At 46.3% G+C, this 14348-nt stretch carries 12 protein-coding genes and 1 tRNA gene; 6 read left to right on the top strand and 7 right to left on the bottom strand.

What is annotated here, in order from left to right:
- The first annotated feature begins 14 nt into the window (after positions 1 to 14).
- A tRNA-Pro gene (locus tag ACXHJ1_RS24610) sits at positions 15 to 88 on the top strand.
- A 240-nt stretch (positions 89 to 328) separates the two neighbouring features.
- On the opposite strand, the gene ACXHJ1_RS24605 is transcribed toward ACXHJ1_RS24610, so the two are convergent.
- The gene (locus tag ACXHJ1_RS24605; protein ID WP_019686636.1) at positions 329 to 1600 is read right to left on the bottom strand and encodes an MFS transporter; all 1272 of its coding nucleotides are present in this window, start codon (positions 1598 to 1600) and stop codon (positions 329 to 331) included.
- Positions 1601 to 2290: 690 nt separating this feature from the next.
- On the opposite strand from ACXHJ1_RS24605, the gene ACXHJ1_RS24600 reads away from it, so the two are divergent.
- The 3 genes from ACXHJ1_RS24600 to ACXHJ1_RS24590 all read left to right on the top strand — a co-directional run bounded on the left by ACXHJ1_RS24600 (position 2291) and on the right by ACXHJ1_RS24590 (position 7154).
- On the top strand, positions 2291 to 5188 hold the full coding sequence (locus ACXHJ1_RS24600; RefSeq protein WP_457905350.1) for a 2-oxoglutarate dehydrogenase E1 component: 2898 nt from the start codon (positions 2291 to 2293) through the stop codon (positions 5186 to 5188).
- A 5-nt stretch (positions 5189 to 5193) separates the two neighbouring features.
- Positions 5194 to 6489 carry a 2-oxoglutarate dehydrogenase complex dihydrolipoyllysine-residue succinyltransferase gene (gene odhB, locus ACXHJ1_RS24595; protein WP_017426623.1) on the top strand — a complete coding sequence of 432 codons (1296 nt, stop codon included), beginning with the start codon at positions 5194 to 5196 and terminating at the stop codon, positions 6487 to 6489.
- A gap of 134 nt (positions 6490 to 6623) precedes the next feature.
- Positions 6624 to 7154 carry a YfiT family bacillithiol transferase gene (locus ACXHJ1_RS24590; RefSeq protein ID WP_457905349.1) on the top strand — a complete coding sequence of 177 codons (531 nt, stop codon included), beginning with the start codon at positions 6624 to 6626 and terminating at the stop codon, positions 7152 to 7154.
- Between the two features lie 101 nt (positions 7155 to 7255).
- Here ACXHJ1_RS24590 and ACXHJ1_RS24585 read toward each other — a convergent pair whose 3' ends face one another.
- The 4 genes from ACXHJ1_RS24585 to ACXHJ1_RS24570 all read right to left on the bottom strand — a co-directional run bounded on the left by ACXHJ1_RS24585 (position 7256) and on the right by ACXHJ1_RS24570 (position 10966).
- Entirely contained in the window at positions 7256 to 8260 is a 1005-nt protein-coding gene (locus tag ACXHJ1_RS24585) for an alpha/beta fold hydrolase (RefSeq protein WP_019686637.1), read from the bottom strand.
- Positions 8261 to 8285: 25 nt separating this feature from the next.
- Complete coding sequence (locus tag ACXHJ1_RS24580; RefSeq protein ID WP_019686638.1) at positions 8286 to 9260, bottom strand: type I phosphomannose isomerase catalytic subunit; 975 nt, start codon at positions 9258 to 9260, stop codon at positions 8286 to 8288.
- Positions 9261 to 9430: 170 nt separating this feature from the next.
- Positions 9431 to 10012 carry a class I SAM-dependent methyltransferase gene (locus tag ACXHJ1_RS24575; protein ID WP_044785870.1) on the bottom strand — a complete coding sequence of 194 codons (582 nt, stop codon included), beginning with the start codon at positions 10010 to 10012 and terminating at the stop codon, positions 9431 to 9433.
- The gene (locus ACXHJ1_RS24570) at positions 10013 to 10966 is read right to left on the bottom strand and encodes a TIGR01212 family radical SAM protein (protein ID WP_013370065.1); all 954 of its coding nucleotides are present in this window, start codon (positions 10964 to 10966) and stop codon (positions 10013 to 10015) included.
- Between the two features lie 307 nt (positions 10967 to 11273).
- Between ACXHJ1_RS24570 and ACXHJ1_RS24565 the strand changes: the two genes are divergently transcribed.
- Positions 11274 to 11471: a hypothetical protein gene (locus tag ACXHJ1_RS24565; RefSeq protein WP_013370066.1), complete on the top strand. Its 198-nt coding sequence runs from the start codon at positions 11274 to 11276 to the stop codon at positions 11469 to 11471.
- 104 nt (positions 11472 to 11575) lie between these two features.
- Positions 11576 to 12289: a tRNA (guanosine(46)-N7)-methyltransferase TrmB gene (gene trmB, locus ACXHJ1_RS24560; protein WP_016820575.1), complete on the top strand. Its 714-nt coding sequence runs from the start codon at positions 11576 to 11578 to the stop codon at positions 12287 to 12289.
- A 44-nt stretch (positions 12290 to 12333) separates the two neighbouring features.
- On the opposite strand, the gene ACXHJ1_RS24555 is transcribed toward trmB, so the two are convergent.
- Both ACXHJ1_RS24555 and ACXHJ1_RS24550 read right to left on the bottom strand, forming a co-directional pair.
- Positions 12334 to 13467 carry an MGDG synthase family glycosyltransferase gene (locus ACXHJ1_RS24555; protein WP_404925993.1) on the bottom strand — a complete coding sequence of 378 codons (1134 nt, stop codon included), beginning with the start codon at positions 13465 to 13467 and terminating at the stop codon, positions 12334 to 12336.
- Between the two features lie 51 nt (positions 13468 to 13518).
- Entirely contained in the window at positions 13519 to 14046 is a 528-nt protein-coding gene (locus tag ACXHJ1_RS24550; protein ID WP_013370069.1) for a phosphatase PAP2 family protein, read from the bottom strand.
- Between the last annotated feature and the right edge of the window lie 302 nt (positions 14047 to 14348).

The raw sequence follows: 14348 nt of genomic DNA, 5'->3' as shown, positions 1-14348 counted from the left end.
ATACACTGGTTCATCGGGGTATAGCGCAGCTAGGTAGCGCGCACCCTTGGGGTGGGTGAGGTCGTGGGTTCGAATCCCGCTACTCCGATTATAATCCAAATGTCCTGCTGGTGCGGATAGTGCGCCTGCCGGGCATTTTTTTGTATATTACATACTCTATCAGTCTTTGTCTCTACTGGGTTTTGACGAGATAGTCGTATACAACAAATGTATGTACTTGTGAAGTATTGAGGGGAGATAGGATGAAGCCACTTCTGCACGGGATTCGGAAGCAAAAGTGGCAAATCAACAATCTCTCAATGCTGCCATTTATGATTTTTTAATTTACCTATAGAGATTCCTGAAGGGCCTTAGAAGAAGTGCTGTAATCAGCATAACGGGGAAGCACAATAGTGTAGTATATGCCTACCATAACGGTACAGACCCCAACTAATAAAAACAAGAGCTCAATTGAAATAAACGAAGGAAAGCTTACAGCAATGAAACCTAATGTAAGTGACTGGGACAGCATCATTAACGGATTAATCAAACCTTGCACACGTCCCATCATTTGAGGATCTACAATACGAGGCAGCCATCCTCCTATGCCGATGTTAATGAACGGAAGGATCAGTGCAATGACAAAATTGATAATCAGAAAAGCATAGAGGTGGTTAACAAATCCAAGTATGCACATACCTATTCCGGCAACCAGAACTCCGGCTGCAATCATTTGGTGTAGCTTTAGCTTGGCGGAGATGAGCGAAGCGATTAGGGTACCAAGCAACACACCAGCCCCAAAAATAATACCTGTCCAAACCATATACTGCTCATAGTTGCCTGGAGCTAGCTTATATTTAAGAATAAACATCGGTAAAACGCTAAAGCCACCATTTAAAATACCGAACATAAAAAAGCCTGAAACCAACCAAAGCAATAGTCTGTTACGTAATATGTAAAGAAACCCTTGTTTAAAATCGATCATGACAAGTTTGAATTTTAATTGTTTAAATTGATGTGCCCCGTTCGGAAGGCGTACTTCCTTGGGAATTTTGCAGGAACGAATAAGCAGTGCAGACACAATAAAAGAAACAGCATCAATGAGGATGGCTCCAGTAATTCCAAGGTGCCAGTAGACGACGGCCCCCAAAGTTCCTCCAAATAACATGAAAAGACTCCCCATCATTTGATTGAGGCCTGCGGCAATGGTGTAATCTTCTTCGTTTAATATCCCCTGTATAATGGCACTTTCGGCTGGGAAGAAAAATTTGGAGGCAGCACTACGGATGAAGAGAAGGGCAAATACCAAAGGAATCGAATCGACCCAAATAAAAATAAGTAAGCATAAAGATAAAAAAGCGCTAATCCAGTCACAATTAACAGCAATTTTTTGTCTGTCCATCCGATCTGCCAGCACTCCAACCACGAGAAATACTACCAACATCGGGAGCGAATACATTAACTCGGCAAGTGTTGCATAGTAAGGCTGATTTGTAAACCGTTTCAACAAATAAAACATGAATGCAGTAACCCCGATAATTCCCCCCATTTGTGAGGCGAAGGTTGCCAGAAAAAACCTGACATAATTCTTGTTTCTGAGTATTTGTTTTAGTCCAGTCACAGTTCCATCCCTTTCGCTTTCAAAGCGGTTTTTAGATGCCTAAGTAAAATAATAGTGAAAAGTAGGAAAATTGTACAGAAAAGTGACTTTAATGTCACTTTAAGTTTGAATTTGCATCGTAACGGCCATCTACCATTTTTAATTCTGCTGTCAACGATAATCATAGTGGGTTGGACTGGAAAGTTGTTTTTAACTCGTTTGGCGTAGTATGAGAGCAACATAACTTAAATAACCAGCCGTCGGTTGATATCCGGTGGCTGGTTATTTAAGTTGCCAAGTGTTTGATTCCTGACTCACAATTGGGTGTCAATCTCCATTGTGGTTTTGCCCATATTACCGATAACAAGCCTTACGGATAAGTTGTATGATCTGAAAGCGTTGTTAACTTTTTTTGATTAGGATATCCTTTTATACCACATTCTAATCTTTAAATGATCAAGGCTGCAGAATTACAGAACAACCCGATTCATCTCATTTACGCATGGATATGTTGAGAAAAAGGAAATGCTCATAGCTAGAAAACTTTATACAATGGAAGAGAAATAAGCACTGTGAAATTCGACTTTTGATGATGGATTTCATATAATGTGAACATAGTGTGAATTACTCAAATTAAAGATTTAACAAAACATCAAAATGAAAATGATTTCCGTCCAGCTATGAATTTCAAAATTTGACGGAGGGAACGAGATGACAATGGAAGAGAGCAGCAGACAGGTACCTTGGCAGACGTATTACGGACCTAATCTAGGTTATGTGCAGGACCAGTATGAAAAGTATGTAGCGGACCCCGGAACAGTTGATCCGGCTTACCGCGAGCTGTTTGATCAATGGGGCGAGCCGCCACAATCCGAATATTCGGCTGCTTCCATGATAGACAACAAGTTGCAAGGCCCCCCTACAAGTGCTCTGGGGCACCTTGATTCAAACATATTACAGAAAGCGGTTACAGCGGGCAAAATGGTGTGGAATATCCGTGAATACGGACATTTGGCCGCCCAAATTGACCCACTGGGATTGGATGCAGAGCAGGATACACGTTTGCTTGATCCAGCATCTTACGGTTTAACTGAACAAGACCTGAAGGCTTTTCCAGCCTCTTTAATATGGGATAACGCTCCTGCGGGAACACTGAACGGGTGGGAAGCCATTCAACGGCTACGTGTAGCGTACACAGGACCGATCGCCTATGAATTTAGTCATATTCATAACGAGGAGGAACGTAGCTGGTTGAATAGCTATGCTGAATCCGGTTGGTCCTCCAAGCCGCTCACTACACAGGAACGCAAGTCATTGCTAGGCAGATTGGTAGAAGTAGAACAGTTCGAAGAGTTCTTGCATAAAACATTCGTCGGACAGAAGCGTTTTTCCATCGAGGGTAATGATGTGCTTGTCCCTGTACTCGACGAGATTATTCGTCTAACCACAAATGCAGGAGCAAGTCATGTCCTGATGGGGATGGCGCATCGCGGCCGTCTGAATGTATTGGCACATGTGCTGGGCAAGCCTTACAGCAAAATTTTCTCTGAATTTCATCATTCACCGAATAAGGATCTGATTCCGTCGGAAGGTTCCACGGGAATTAATTACGGCTGGACTGGGGATGTAAAATACCATCTGGGCGCAGACCGTTTTGTAAAAGATGGGGAAGCCGTGCAAGCCCGTCTAACGTTGGCGAACAACCCAAGTCACCTAGAATATGTCAATCCGGTTGTCCAAGGCTTTTCGCGCGCGGCGCAGGAAGACCGCAGTGAAGCAGGCTATCCGAAGCTGGATGTCAGCAAGGCAGCTACCATTATTATGCACGGTGATGCGGCGTTTCCGGGTGAAGGTATCGTAGCCGAATCACTCAATTTCACCAATTTGCGCGGCTTCCGTAATGGCGGTACAGTGCATATTATTGTGAACAATCGTCTGGGTTTTACGACAGAGAGTGTTGATTCACGTTCGACCCGTTATGCCAGCGATCTGGCTAAGGGCTACGAAATTCCGATTGTACACGTGAACGCGGATAATCCCGAGGCTTGTATTGCAGCGGCTCGTATGGCTGGCGAATACCGCAATCGTTTCAAGAAGGATTTTCTGATTGATCTGATTGGTTACCGTCGTTATGGTCACAATGAATCCGATGATCCAGAAACAACACAACCACTAGTGTATCGTAAGGTGAAGAATCATCCGACGGTTAGCAAATTGTATGCTCAAAAGCTGATGAAGCAGGGCATAGTTGATGAAGCATTTAGTACTGCTCTGATTGAGAAGGTGCAAAACCGACTGAAGGAAGCGCATGAGCATGTGAAGAATCAACCAGAAGAGGAACCTGAATTTACAGCTGTGAAAGGGAAAAAAAATCAGAGCTCTCCGGTCCGTACTGCGGTTGAACTGAAAAAGCTGCGCCAAATCAATGAAAACTTGCTCAAATGGCCACAGGCTTTTCATGTATATCCGAAGCTGGAACGAATTTTACAACGTAGAAAAACAGCTCTGAACGAGGGTGAAAAGGTAGATTGGAGCTTGGCAGAGACGCTGGCTTTGGCCACCATTCTAGCAGACGGCAAGCCTATTCGTATGACAGGTCAGGATGCGGAGCGTGCTACTTTTGCTCACCGTAACCTTGTGCTGCATGAGCCCGAAACCGGGCGTATCCATTGCCCGCTGCATACATTGCCGGAAGCGCGTGCTTCGTTCAGTATTCATAACAGTCCATTGTCTGAGGCGTCAGTCCTCGGCTTCGAGTATGGCTATAACGTGTTTTCTCCCGAAACGTTGGTCATTTGGGAAGCGCAATTTGGCGATTTTGCCAACTGTGCGCAGGTTATTTTCGACCAATTCATTTCCGCTGGCCGTGCCAAATGGAGACAGAAATCCAGTCTGGTGATGCTGTTGCCGCATGGTAGCGAAGGACAAGGACCTGAGCATACGAGTGCACGTCTGGAGCGTTTCCTCCAGCTGTCTGCACAAAATAACTGGACTGTCGCCAATTTGAGTAGCGCCTCACAGTATTTTCATCTGCTGCGCCGTCAGGCTGCATTAAGCGAAAGTGAGGAAGCTCGCCCGCTGGTGATGATGTCGCCGAAGAGCCTGATTCGCAACAATCGTGTTGCTTCGCCTGCTTCTGAATTCAGTGAGGGAACATTCCGTCCTGTGTTGGAGCAACCTGGTCTGGGATCACGTCCAGATCGGGTAGAGCGCATTGTATTGTGCAGTGGCAAGATTGCCATTGATCTGGAGGAAGCGTTGGAGAAAGATAAGAACGGGAATGAGGCAGAAGAGCACTTGCATATTATTCGTGTGGAGCAGCTCTATCCTTTCCCGGCAGAGGAAATTCGGAATATTTTCAATCGCTTCCCACATGTTAAGGAGTTCGTATGGGCTCAGGAAGAACCTAAAAATATGGGAGCCTGGAGTTATATGGAGCCTCGTCTGCGAGAGGTTGTGCCACAGGGAGCGGAAATTCGCTACGCAGGCAGACCGGATCGTTCCAGCCCGGCGAGTGGTTATCAGCAAGTACACAGCCTAGAACAACAGCGAATTATTCAATCGGCGTTGAAGCAGGATTCCAAAAACAATATTACACTGGGGAGGTAGCGGCTGTGAGCGACATTATAGTGCCAGCAATGGGAGAATCCATCACGGAAGGGACAATCTCCAAATGGCTTGTGAAGGAAGGAGATTCCGTAGGACAGGGAGATGTTCTACTGGAGCTGGAAACGGATAAGGTTAATCTGGAAATTAGTGCGGAAGAAGCAGGGGTGGTTCAGAAAATCCTTCGTCAGGAGGGGGATACAGTGGTTATCGGTGAAGCTGTTGGCTTGATCGGAAGCGGCAGTGGCGCGGAAGCAACCGGTGCCGGAGAAGCCGCAGCGACCCAAGCGCCTGAAGCGCCGTCCGTAGCAACTTCACCAACTTCCGTAGAAAGCAGCGGTAAGGCAGTAGAAAAGTCTGCGCCGCCAGTTCCCTCCAATAGCGACGGAAATGGTCAGACGGCATCACCATCCGCCCGGAAGCTGGCGCGTGAGCGCGGGATTAATCTGGAGCAGGTACAGGGAAAGGACCCGCTTGGACGTGTGTTCCAGGAGGACGTAAAAACGCATAATGGTGCTGAAGTATCACGTACAGCATCTGTACCTGCGCCTCCCGTTGCCAGCAAGCCTGTGTCACCGTCTCCAGCTCAAACAGAGTACAGCAAGCCTGTAGAGCGGCAGCGGATGTCCCGTCGGAGAGCGACGATTGCCAAGCGTCTTGTTGAAGCACAGCAAACAGCCGCCATGCTTACTACTTTTAATGAAGTGGATATGACCGCCATTCTTGATGTGCGTAAACGCCGTAAAGATAAGTTTAAGGAGAAACACGATGTAGGGTTGGGTTTTATGTCCTTCTTTACGAAGGCAGTGGTTGGCGCGCTCAAGCGCTTCCCTACTGTGAATGCAGAAATCAATGGCGATGATATCGTACTGAAAAAATACTATGATATTGGGATTGCTGTATCTGCTAAGGAAGGTTTGGTCGTTCCCGTTGTCCGGGATGCGGATCGTCTTGGTTTTGCTGAAATTGAGAAGAGCATTGCCGATTTGGCTAGCAAAGCTCGTTCCAATTCACTTTCTCTGGCAGACTTGCAAGGAGGAACCTTTACCATAACCAATGGAGGTATTTTCGGTTCCCTGCTGTCTACGCCAATTCTGAATACACCGCAAGTGGGTATTTTGGGAATGCATAAAATCCAACTTCGCCCGATTGCCATCGACGAGGAACGCATGGAAAATCGTCCAATGATGTATATCGCCTTGTCCTATGACCACCGTATTATTGATGGCAGCGAGGCGGTCCGGTTCCTGGTAACGGTCAAAGAATTGCTGGAAGATCCCGAATCATTGTTGCTGGAAGGATAAAAATAAATTAAGCGAGTGTATTTCCTCTGTACGTGCATGACAAAAGCAGACTCTTGCGGGTCTGCTTTTTTTCCTGCATAGTACCTAACATAAGGCTATAGGCATTGCAGACATTCAGAAGGGCGGGAACTGTTTTGGACAAAGACTTGCGCTACCCGATTGGACCGTTCGTGGTTCCAGATATCATTACAGAAGAACAGCTGATCACATGGATCGACGACATTGCTGAATTGCCTGGACAACTGCGTCAGGTGGTTGAAGGACTGAATGAGCAGCAGCTAAATACGCCTTATCGCGAAGGAGGATGGACAATTCGACAGGTTGTTCATCATTTGGCAGACAGCCATATGAACAGTTATATCCGTTTTAAGCTGGCGCTGACCGAGGATACACCGACAATCAAACCCTATGATGAGGGGCGTTGGGCTGAAATACCAGACGCTAGAGAGCTTCCTCTGGAACCTTCGTTGCAATTGCTGGAAGGACTTCATGAACGGTGGGTGACTATGTTGCGTTCGTTAGGAGAAGATCAGCTACACCGAACATTTATTCATCCTGAATCGGGCCAGACGATCCGTCTGGAACGAAACATTGGCATCTATGCCTGGCATGGCAAACATCACATAGCTCATATTACTTCCCTGAAAGAACGAAATGCATGGTAATTAACTCAAAAATGATGTCCTGATGAAATATAAAGGAATACAAAAGAAACCTTTAAAGCCACTTTTATCGTGCTTTAAAGGTTTCTTTTGCTTATTCCTCACTAGGATGATGACTTGGGCGAAGCTGATAAAGAGGGCGCTTCGGAGGCTCCAGACAAAACGGAAACAGAGGTTGCTCCTGTGTTAATATGACGGTCGAGCCAGTCCACGATGTCACTCATTACCTCGTTACGATTGGTTTCATGCAACATCTCATGGCGACCGTCAGGATAAAGGCGATACTCCACGTCTTGAAGCTTCAGGCTTCGATACATATCCACTAGCGACAACACACCTTTTCCAAACAAGCCCACCGGATCACGATCCCCGGCAAAAATATAAACGGGCAGTTTTGGATTAATGTTTTGCAGCGAGGAAGGCCAGTGGATTTCTTGTAAAAGCCTGAAAAAATCGAGGAAAAAGCCTGTCGTGCAAATAGCTCCGCATAATGGGTCGTGCACGAACTGATCTACTTCCTCAGGATCACGGGACAGCCAGTCGAACGCTGTGCGCACCGGACGAAAGGCACGGTTAAAGCCGCCAAAGACCATAGCGTTGAGCAGCATGCTGCGATGATCCATTCCTTGCAGTTTGGCTTGCAGCAGGGCAACCTGCTCTCCGAGTTTCAGCAGACTACGTCGTCCGTTGGTCCCTGATAAAATAAACCCGTGATACGACTGCTGATCATCATACATAATTTTCTGGGTTAAAAAGGACCCCATGCTGTGACCCAGTAAAAAACGAGATTGATCAGGGAATTCCTTGGCCGCAATTTCGCCTAGCTCCAGCATGCCTTTTGCCATTCGATTGAATGCATTGGCTCCCGGCATACCGAGCTTATCAGGATCACCAGCTGTGCGTCCGTGGCCGATATGATCGTTGGCATACACACCGTAGCCAGAAGCGGTAAGTTTTTCGGCCAGCCGAATGTAGCGGTAGGACGTCTCACACATGCCATGCGAAACTTGAACGATTCCCTTGACGGGAACATTCTGCTCGGGTAGCCATCGGTAAGCAAAAAGCTCTGTTCCGTCATCTTCAGCGATGGTGAAGGTGTATTCCCGCATGATTAGACATCACATCCTTTAAGCTTTAAGGAAGATAAGATCTAAGTACGGTCATTCCGTCATTCAGTGTGTAACCGCCCAGATTAGCGGGGAGCAGGAAGCAATCTCCAGCTTTACAGGAAAGAGACTCCGTATTATTGTCCCATGTTATGGTTCCACTGCCTTCGCAAATCACAAGGATAGTGAAGCTGTCTTCCGTTGTAGAAAGTGTCCAACTTCCCTCTACGATACCCTTTTCCACAACAAAATACTCACAGGATGCCAGTTGGAGCCATTCTCCAGGCTGCAAGCCGTCCGTTTTCATCGTTGTTGCGCCTGCACCTTCGTAAGAAGTTACATTAAGGGAGTCCTCGATGTGCAACTCACGAGGTTTGCCGTCCAGACCGGGGCGATTGTAGTCATATAAGCGATAGGTTGTATCCGAATTTTGCTGAATTTCAGCAACCACAACACCTGCACACAGTGCATGCACGGTTCCAGCGGGGATGAAGAATGTATCGCCTGCTTCAACTGGAACCTGACGCAAACTGCCCATGATATCTCCGCTTTCAAGAGCTGTACGCAGACTTTCACGGGTTACACCTTCGGTCAGACCATAAATAATTTTGGCATCCGGCTTGGCATCAAGCACGTACCACATTTCGGTTTTTCCTAATTCTCCTGCTGGAAGTCCAGCGTAATCATCCGTCGGATGCACCTGAACGGATAAGTCATCGTTGCAATCCAGTAGCTTGATCAAAAGTGGAAAACGTCCGCCTTTTTTCGATACGCCCTTTGCGCCAAGCCAATCCTGTCCGTAGGTCTGGCGGATTTCATCCAGTCCTTTTCCAGCCAGCTCGCCATTGATAACCGTTGTTGTTCCATTTGGATGATCGGCAATCATCCATCCTTCACCAATATGTCCTTCTGGTGGGGTCAGACCAAATTGTTCTAAGGCTCGTCCTCCCCAAACTCTCTCTTTGAACTCAGGTTGAAATTGCAGCGGGTATGGCTTTAGCATGATTTCTCTCCTCCATAATGAGTAATGAGTACGATCTAACAGAATGAGGCAATCAAAACGTGCCGCTGGGTAATAGACCAGGATGAATAGACCCATATGGCGCTAAAAATATATGTAAGGCGGCTAAGAAAGTCGCTCATTACCAAATATGCGAGTTTAACAACCCGACATTATTTCTTTTCAACCGCGACTACGTAAGGCGAAGCGTCTCGTTGTAATTGACGGTAAATAATGCTTTGACCGCTGGAGACTGGGAGGGCAGAAGCCCATTGAAGGACCGCTTCCGCTTCTTCCCTGCCTCCGGCGTGTCCTGGATATAATACGGCAGTCAAAATACCGCGCGGGCGCAGCAAATGCAAGGCAGCTTCAAGTGCGACGAGCGTGCTGTCTGTATGTGTGATGACCGTAAGATCGGCGCCTTCGGACGGCAAGTAGCCAAGGTTAAACATGACAGCAGCCACTTTACCATGCAGCAGATCTGGAACGGCCTCCCGCATTTGCTCATGGCCTTGCAGCAATAGTGATACTTCTGCTAATGAAGAGGAAGAATCTTCTTCTAGCCGACGACGAGCGTAATCCAAAGCTGCCTGCTGGATATCGAACCCATAGACGCGGCCCCGTTTGCCAGCAGCTTTAGCCAGAAACAACGTATCGGCTCCTGTGCCGACAGTGGCGTCTATAGCAGTATCGCCTGGCTGCACCCGCGCAGCTACTAATTGATGAGCATAGCTCAGAACAGACAGGAATCCCATTTAAGATTTCCTCCAGTATTTTCCCTGCCACGTTTCACGTGATTTTAGTTCATTATCAATGCCGTTAAGCACTTCCCATTTTTTAAGCGACCACATAGGCCCCATCAGTAAATCACGTGGTGCATCTCCGGTCAACCGATGAACGATCATTTCAGGGGGTAAAAACTCCAGGGTATCTACAATGAGCTTAATGTACTCGTCCTTTTCCAGAAAGCGTAGCAATCCGGCTTCGTACTGCTTGACCATTGGCGTTTTACGCATGAGATGCAGGAGATGGATTTTGATGCCCTGCACATCCATAGCAGCTACTGCACGTCCTGTATCGAGCATCATTTCATGCGTCTCCTGCGGTAGACCATAAATGATGTGGGCGCACACACGGATATTCCGCTTACGTAGCTTTTCTACAGCATCCAGATAGCACTGAGTATCATGAGCACGATTAATCAGCTCAGAGGTCGATTCATGGACAGTTTGCAGGCCCATTTCGACCCACAGGTACGTGCGTTCGTTCAGCTCGGCTAGATAATCGACTACATCATCAGGCAGGCAATCGGGACGTGTAGCGATGGACAGACCGACAACACCGGGCTGTTCCAAAATAACCTCGAAATATTCTCGTAGTTCCTCAACCGGGGCATACGTATTGGTGTAGGCTTGAAAATAGCCAATATATTTAGCATTGGGCCATTTTAAATGCTGGCGATCCCGAATCGTATTGAACTGGGTGACCAAATCATCGCGGCGACGTCCGGCAAAATCACCTGATCCGCGTGCACTGCAAAAAGTACAACCCCCTTTGGCAATGGATCCATCGCGATTTGGACAAGTAAAACCCGCATCCAGCATGACTTTAAACACTTTATTTTGAAATTGCTCGCGCATTTCGTAATTCCATGTATGGAACCGTTTATCTCCCCACAGGAGAGGAGCAGGCAACAAATCTGTTTTCATGGGAGGACTCCTTTTTTTACGATCACCCTATTGTAACAAAATTCAATCTTAAATGGGAATCACTTGACCAAGAAAGTCATTAAAAAGTGCGGATTTTATCGCTTTCCGGATTGAAAAAGGTTACACAATATGTTATATTGTAAGCGGTACCAGACATATGATAAAAGGACTGTTTTTAATCCTGAAGATAAAAAGTTATCACCTGCTAATGATTATTCTTCAGGGAGACAGCTATGCTGTTTCTATCGCCTGCTTTAGGGGAAGTGCACGTCGGTTCCATCACAAATAACCCGTGAGGTGATCTTTTATGAATACGCAGGATAAGACGCGTATGGATAAAGTTACTGTTGAGTTAACCTTTGATGAGGCGTTAGCATTGACTGGTGTCCGTTTTGGGCAGGATCGTCAGATTGGAACGGCTGCACGTCAAAAAATCAGAGCCGCTTGCCAAAAGACAATTGATTTTTCACCTGCTGATGGGGTAGACTATGAACAATTAAACTAGTTGGACCCCAATCCAAATATATTGAAAAAGGAATTTCATTTCCGTATCTTCAAGCGGGGGTGGAATTCCTTTTTCCTTGATAACAGAGCATATGGAGGAGTAACATGCGTTTACGCGGAAGAAAAGGAATACGTGAAAGTCTGGAAGAACAGCAAGATCTGGTCATCTTGGAGCCATCACAGTATAAGGGGAATTGGCAGCAGCTTTTTGGTAATGATCGTCCCATTCATGTGGAATTTGGTATGGGGAAAGGGCAATTTATAAGCCAAATGAGCTACCGAAATCCAGAGGTTAACTATATCGGCTTTGATATGTATGATGAGTTGGTTCGCCGTGCTACGGAAAAGTCCCGCCTGGCCTGGAGTGATTCAGAGGTTGTTACACCGCCCAATATCAAATTGGCACTGGCAAACATCGAACAGATCGAGAATGTTTTCGAACCAGGGGAAGTAGAACGCATTTATCTGAATTTTAGTGATCCCTGGCCTAAAGCCAAGCATGCTCGCCGTCGTTTGACGCATCCGCGTTTTTTGGACAAGTATCGTCAGCTTTTGAATAGCAGAGGACAAATTCATTTTAAGACAGATTCGGAGACATTGTTTGAGTTTTCTCTGAATTCATTCGCTGACAGCGGTCTGCAAATGACGAATATTTCGTTAAACCTTCATCGTGATGGAATCAATGAGGAGCATGTCATGACGGAATATGAACAAAAGTTCATGGGTAAAGGTATGAATATTCATCGCGTCGAGGTGCTGATTGGTAAAGACGCTTTGGAAGAGTACGGAAAAACACGGCTTGAAAAATACGGAAAGTAAAAGCAGACAAAATAAATAAAGTAAACAAGACAGGGTGCTTCCTTTTAGGAAAGCACCCTGTTTGGTTCCAGTATATCCAAAATACTCTGTGCGCTCTGAAGAGGATAATATCGCGCTATATTATGAATGTGCTCCTGTCGCTTGCGAACGATTTCTGGAAAATCGTATAGCAGTCGGTTCATCCATTTAACGACAACATCCAGCGAAGTAATCGGTTCTCCGAAGCCTTGAGCCGTAAAATACTGACAATTTTCCTCCTCCTGTCCAGGGAGAGGCTTGTGAAACAGCATCGGAATCCCTTTGGCCAACCCCTCGGTGCATGTCATTCCGCCGGGTTTGGTAATGAGCAAATTCGATACTTCCATTAATTTGTCGATTTCCCGTGTGAATCCGAAAATATGAATATTTGGATGATTAAACCGGGGATCTAGCTCCATTTTACGACGAATTTTATCATTATGCCCCAAACAAAAAATAAATTGAATCTTTTCTCTCCAATCGGTAAGTGAACGATGTATAAATTCGTCATTCATCAGGCCCCAGCCGCCGCCCATAACAAGTACTGTCGGGATGGGTTTAAGTCCAAATTGTTCTCTGATTTCATCGTGCCCTGGATGTTCCCAAAAATTGGGATGCACCGGAATGCCGGTCACCTGGATTTTTGATACGGGTACTCCACGCGCGCGCAGCTTACGCATGACTTCAGGCGTAGATACAAAGTACCGGTCAACCTCAGGACTAATCCATGTTCCATGTGCATCGTAGTCTGTTATGACGGTACACAGCGGGACATGTAGACCTAAGCGCTTCAAACGTGAAATGACCGCGCTTGGGATGGGGTGAGTACATACCACCAAATCGGGACGAAGCTGCCGAAGAATATTTCGGGTCTGTGTGTAGAACAGACGGTGCAAAGCGAGCGTTGTAAGACGGTTTAATGATTTTTTGTATTGATGACGGTAAACCAATCCGACTAGGCGAGGCTGCGATACAACAGTCTTCTTGTATGCTGTAATAATGAGCGGGGCCATTCTCGGATTCAAAAAGCTCCCCAGCTCCAGCACTCTTGTCTGCACATCCGGAGAAAGCTTCCGCAAGCTGCTTGAGAGCGCGTAGGCAGCTTGAGTATGTCCGGCACCGAAACCTTCCGATAATAATAACACTCGTTTTTTAGCCACTCTCATTTCACCTGTTCCTGCTGGGATGTTCTCAATCATACCATATCGGCTTTAAGGCCAGAATGCAACCGTTCCTATTGCTGCAGACGTTCCGATGACTGCTCCTGCAAGTACATCCGTGGGATAGTGAAGCCCCAGATAAATTCGAGAAAAACCTACAATTATCGCTACTGGCAACAGCAACAGTGCTAGCATGGGTGACTGCAGCATAAAAGGAACGGTAGCCGAAAAAATTGCGGTCGTGTGTCCTGAGGGAAAAGAATGATCCGACAGGGGATTGCGAAATGTATTCGTGCCTGGTAGCGCCAAGTACGGACGTATCCGCGGATACAGCTTTTTAACGATAGCCACGGGGATGTGACTGACCGCAAGAGCGATAGCTCCTTTCATGCCGGAATCTTTCCATGGATACGGAGCGAGCCACCAGATAAGAAGCGTAGAGGCTATAGTAAAGGTAGCGCCGCCTAAATGTGTGAGATAGTACAGCCAAAAGTTCAAAAAACGGTTGTGTAAGCGCCCGTTGATCCATTTGAACAATCGCTGCTCCAGATTTACAAGTTTTACGACTAGACGTTGCATTTGGTTTCCTCCGGTTGCCGGTTCAGGTCTGTCGGCAAATATTTTGAATCAATTTGACAGAATCAGATCTAAGTAATTATTCTCTTGCTCTCATCATATTTTTAAACGCTGTTCATTTCAAGAATCACCACTTATCTGGTTCAATTCTACACAAAAATGTTAATGGAATATAAGCAGTATTGTATAACTTTCTTTGCGTTCATCCGTCTAATAAGATAGAGTGATTAGAAGTGGTTGCTAATTGGCCCACAAAAAGGAGGGACCAAAGAAATAAAAAGTTAGCAAATGGATGAAAATAAGAC

The organism is Paenibacillus sp. ALE2 (assembly GCF_054113385.1).
Note: the sequence above shows the minus strand (reverse complement) of the source record. Positions and strands in the feature narration are given on the sequence as shown.

Excerpts from the sequence above, each read along its gene's own strand:
- ACXHJ1_RS24600 (WP_457905350.1), top strand. The coding sequence starts at position 2,291 with ATGACAATGGAAGAGAGCAGCAGACAGGTACCTTGGCAGACGTATTAC.
- ACXHJ1_RS24585 (WP_019686637.1), bottom strand. The coding sequence starts at position 8,260 with ATGCGGGAATACACCTTCACCATCGCTGAAGATGACGGAACAGAGCTT.
- ACXHJ1_RS24580 (WP_019686638.1), bottom strand. The coding sequence starts at position 9,260 with ATGCTAAAGCCATACCCGCTGCAATTTCAACCTGAGTTCAAAGAGAGA.
- ACXHJ1_RS24575 (WP_044785870.1), bottom strand. The coding sequence starts at position 10,012 with ATGGGATTCCTGTCTGTTCTGAGCTATGCTCATCAATTAGTAGCTGCG.
- ACXHJ1_RS24570 (WP_013370065.1), bottom strand. The coding sequence starts at position 10,966 with ATGAAAACAGATTTGTTGCCTGCTCCTCTCCTGTGGGGAGATAAACGG.
- ACXHJ1_RS24565 (WP_013370066.1), top strand. The coding sequence starts at position 11,274 with ATGAATACGCAGGATAAGACGCGTATGGATAAAGTTACTGTTGAGTTA.
- trmB (WP_016820575.1), top strand. The coding sequence starts at position 11,576 with ATGCGTTTACGCGGAAGAAAAGGAATACGTGAAAGTCTGGAAGAACAG.
- ACXHJ1_RS24550 (WP_013370069.1), bottom strand. The coding sequence starts at position 14,046 with ATGCAACGTCTAGTCGTAAAACTTGTAAATCTGGAGCAGCGATTGTTC.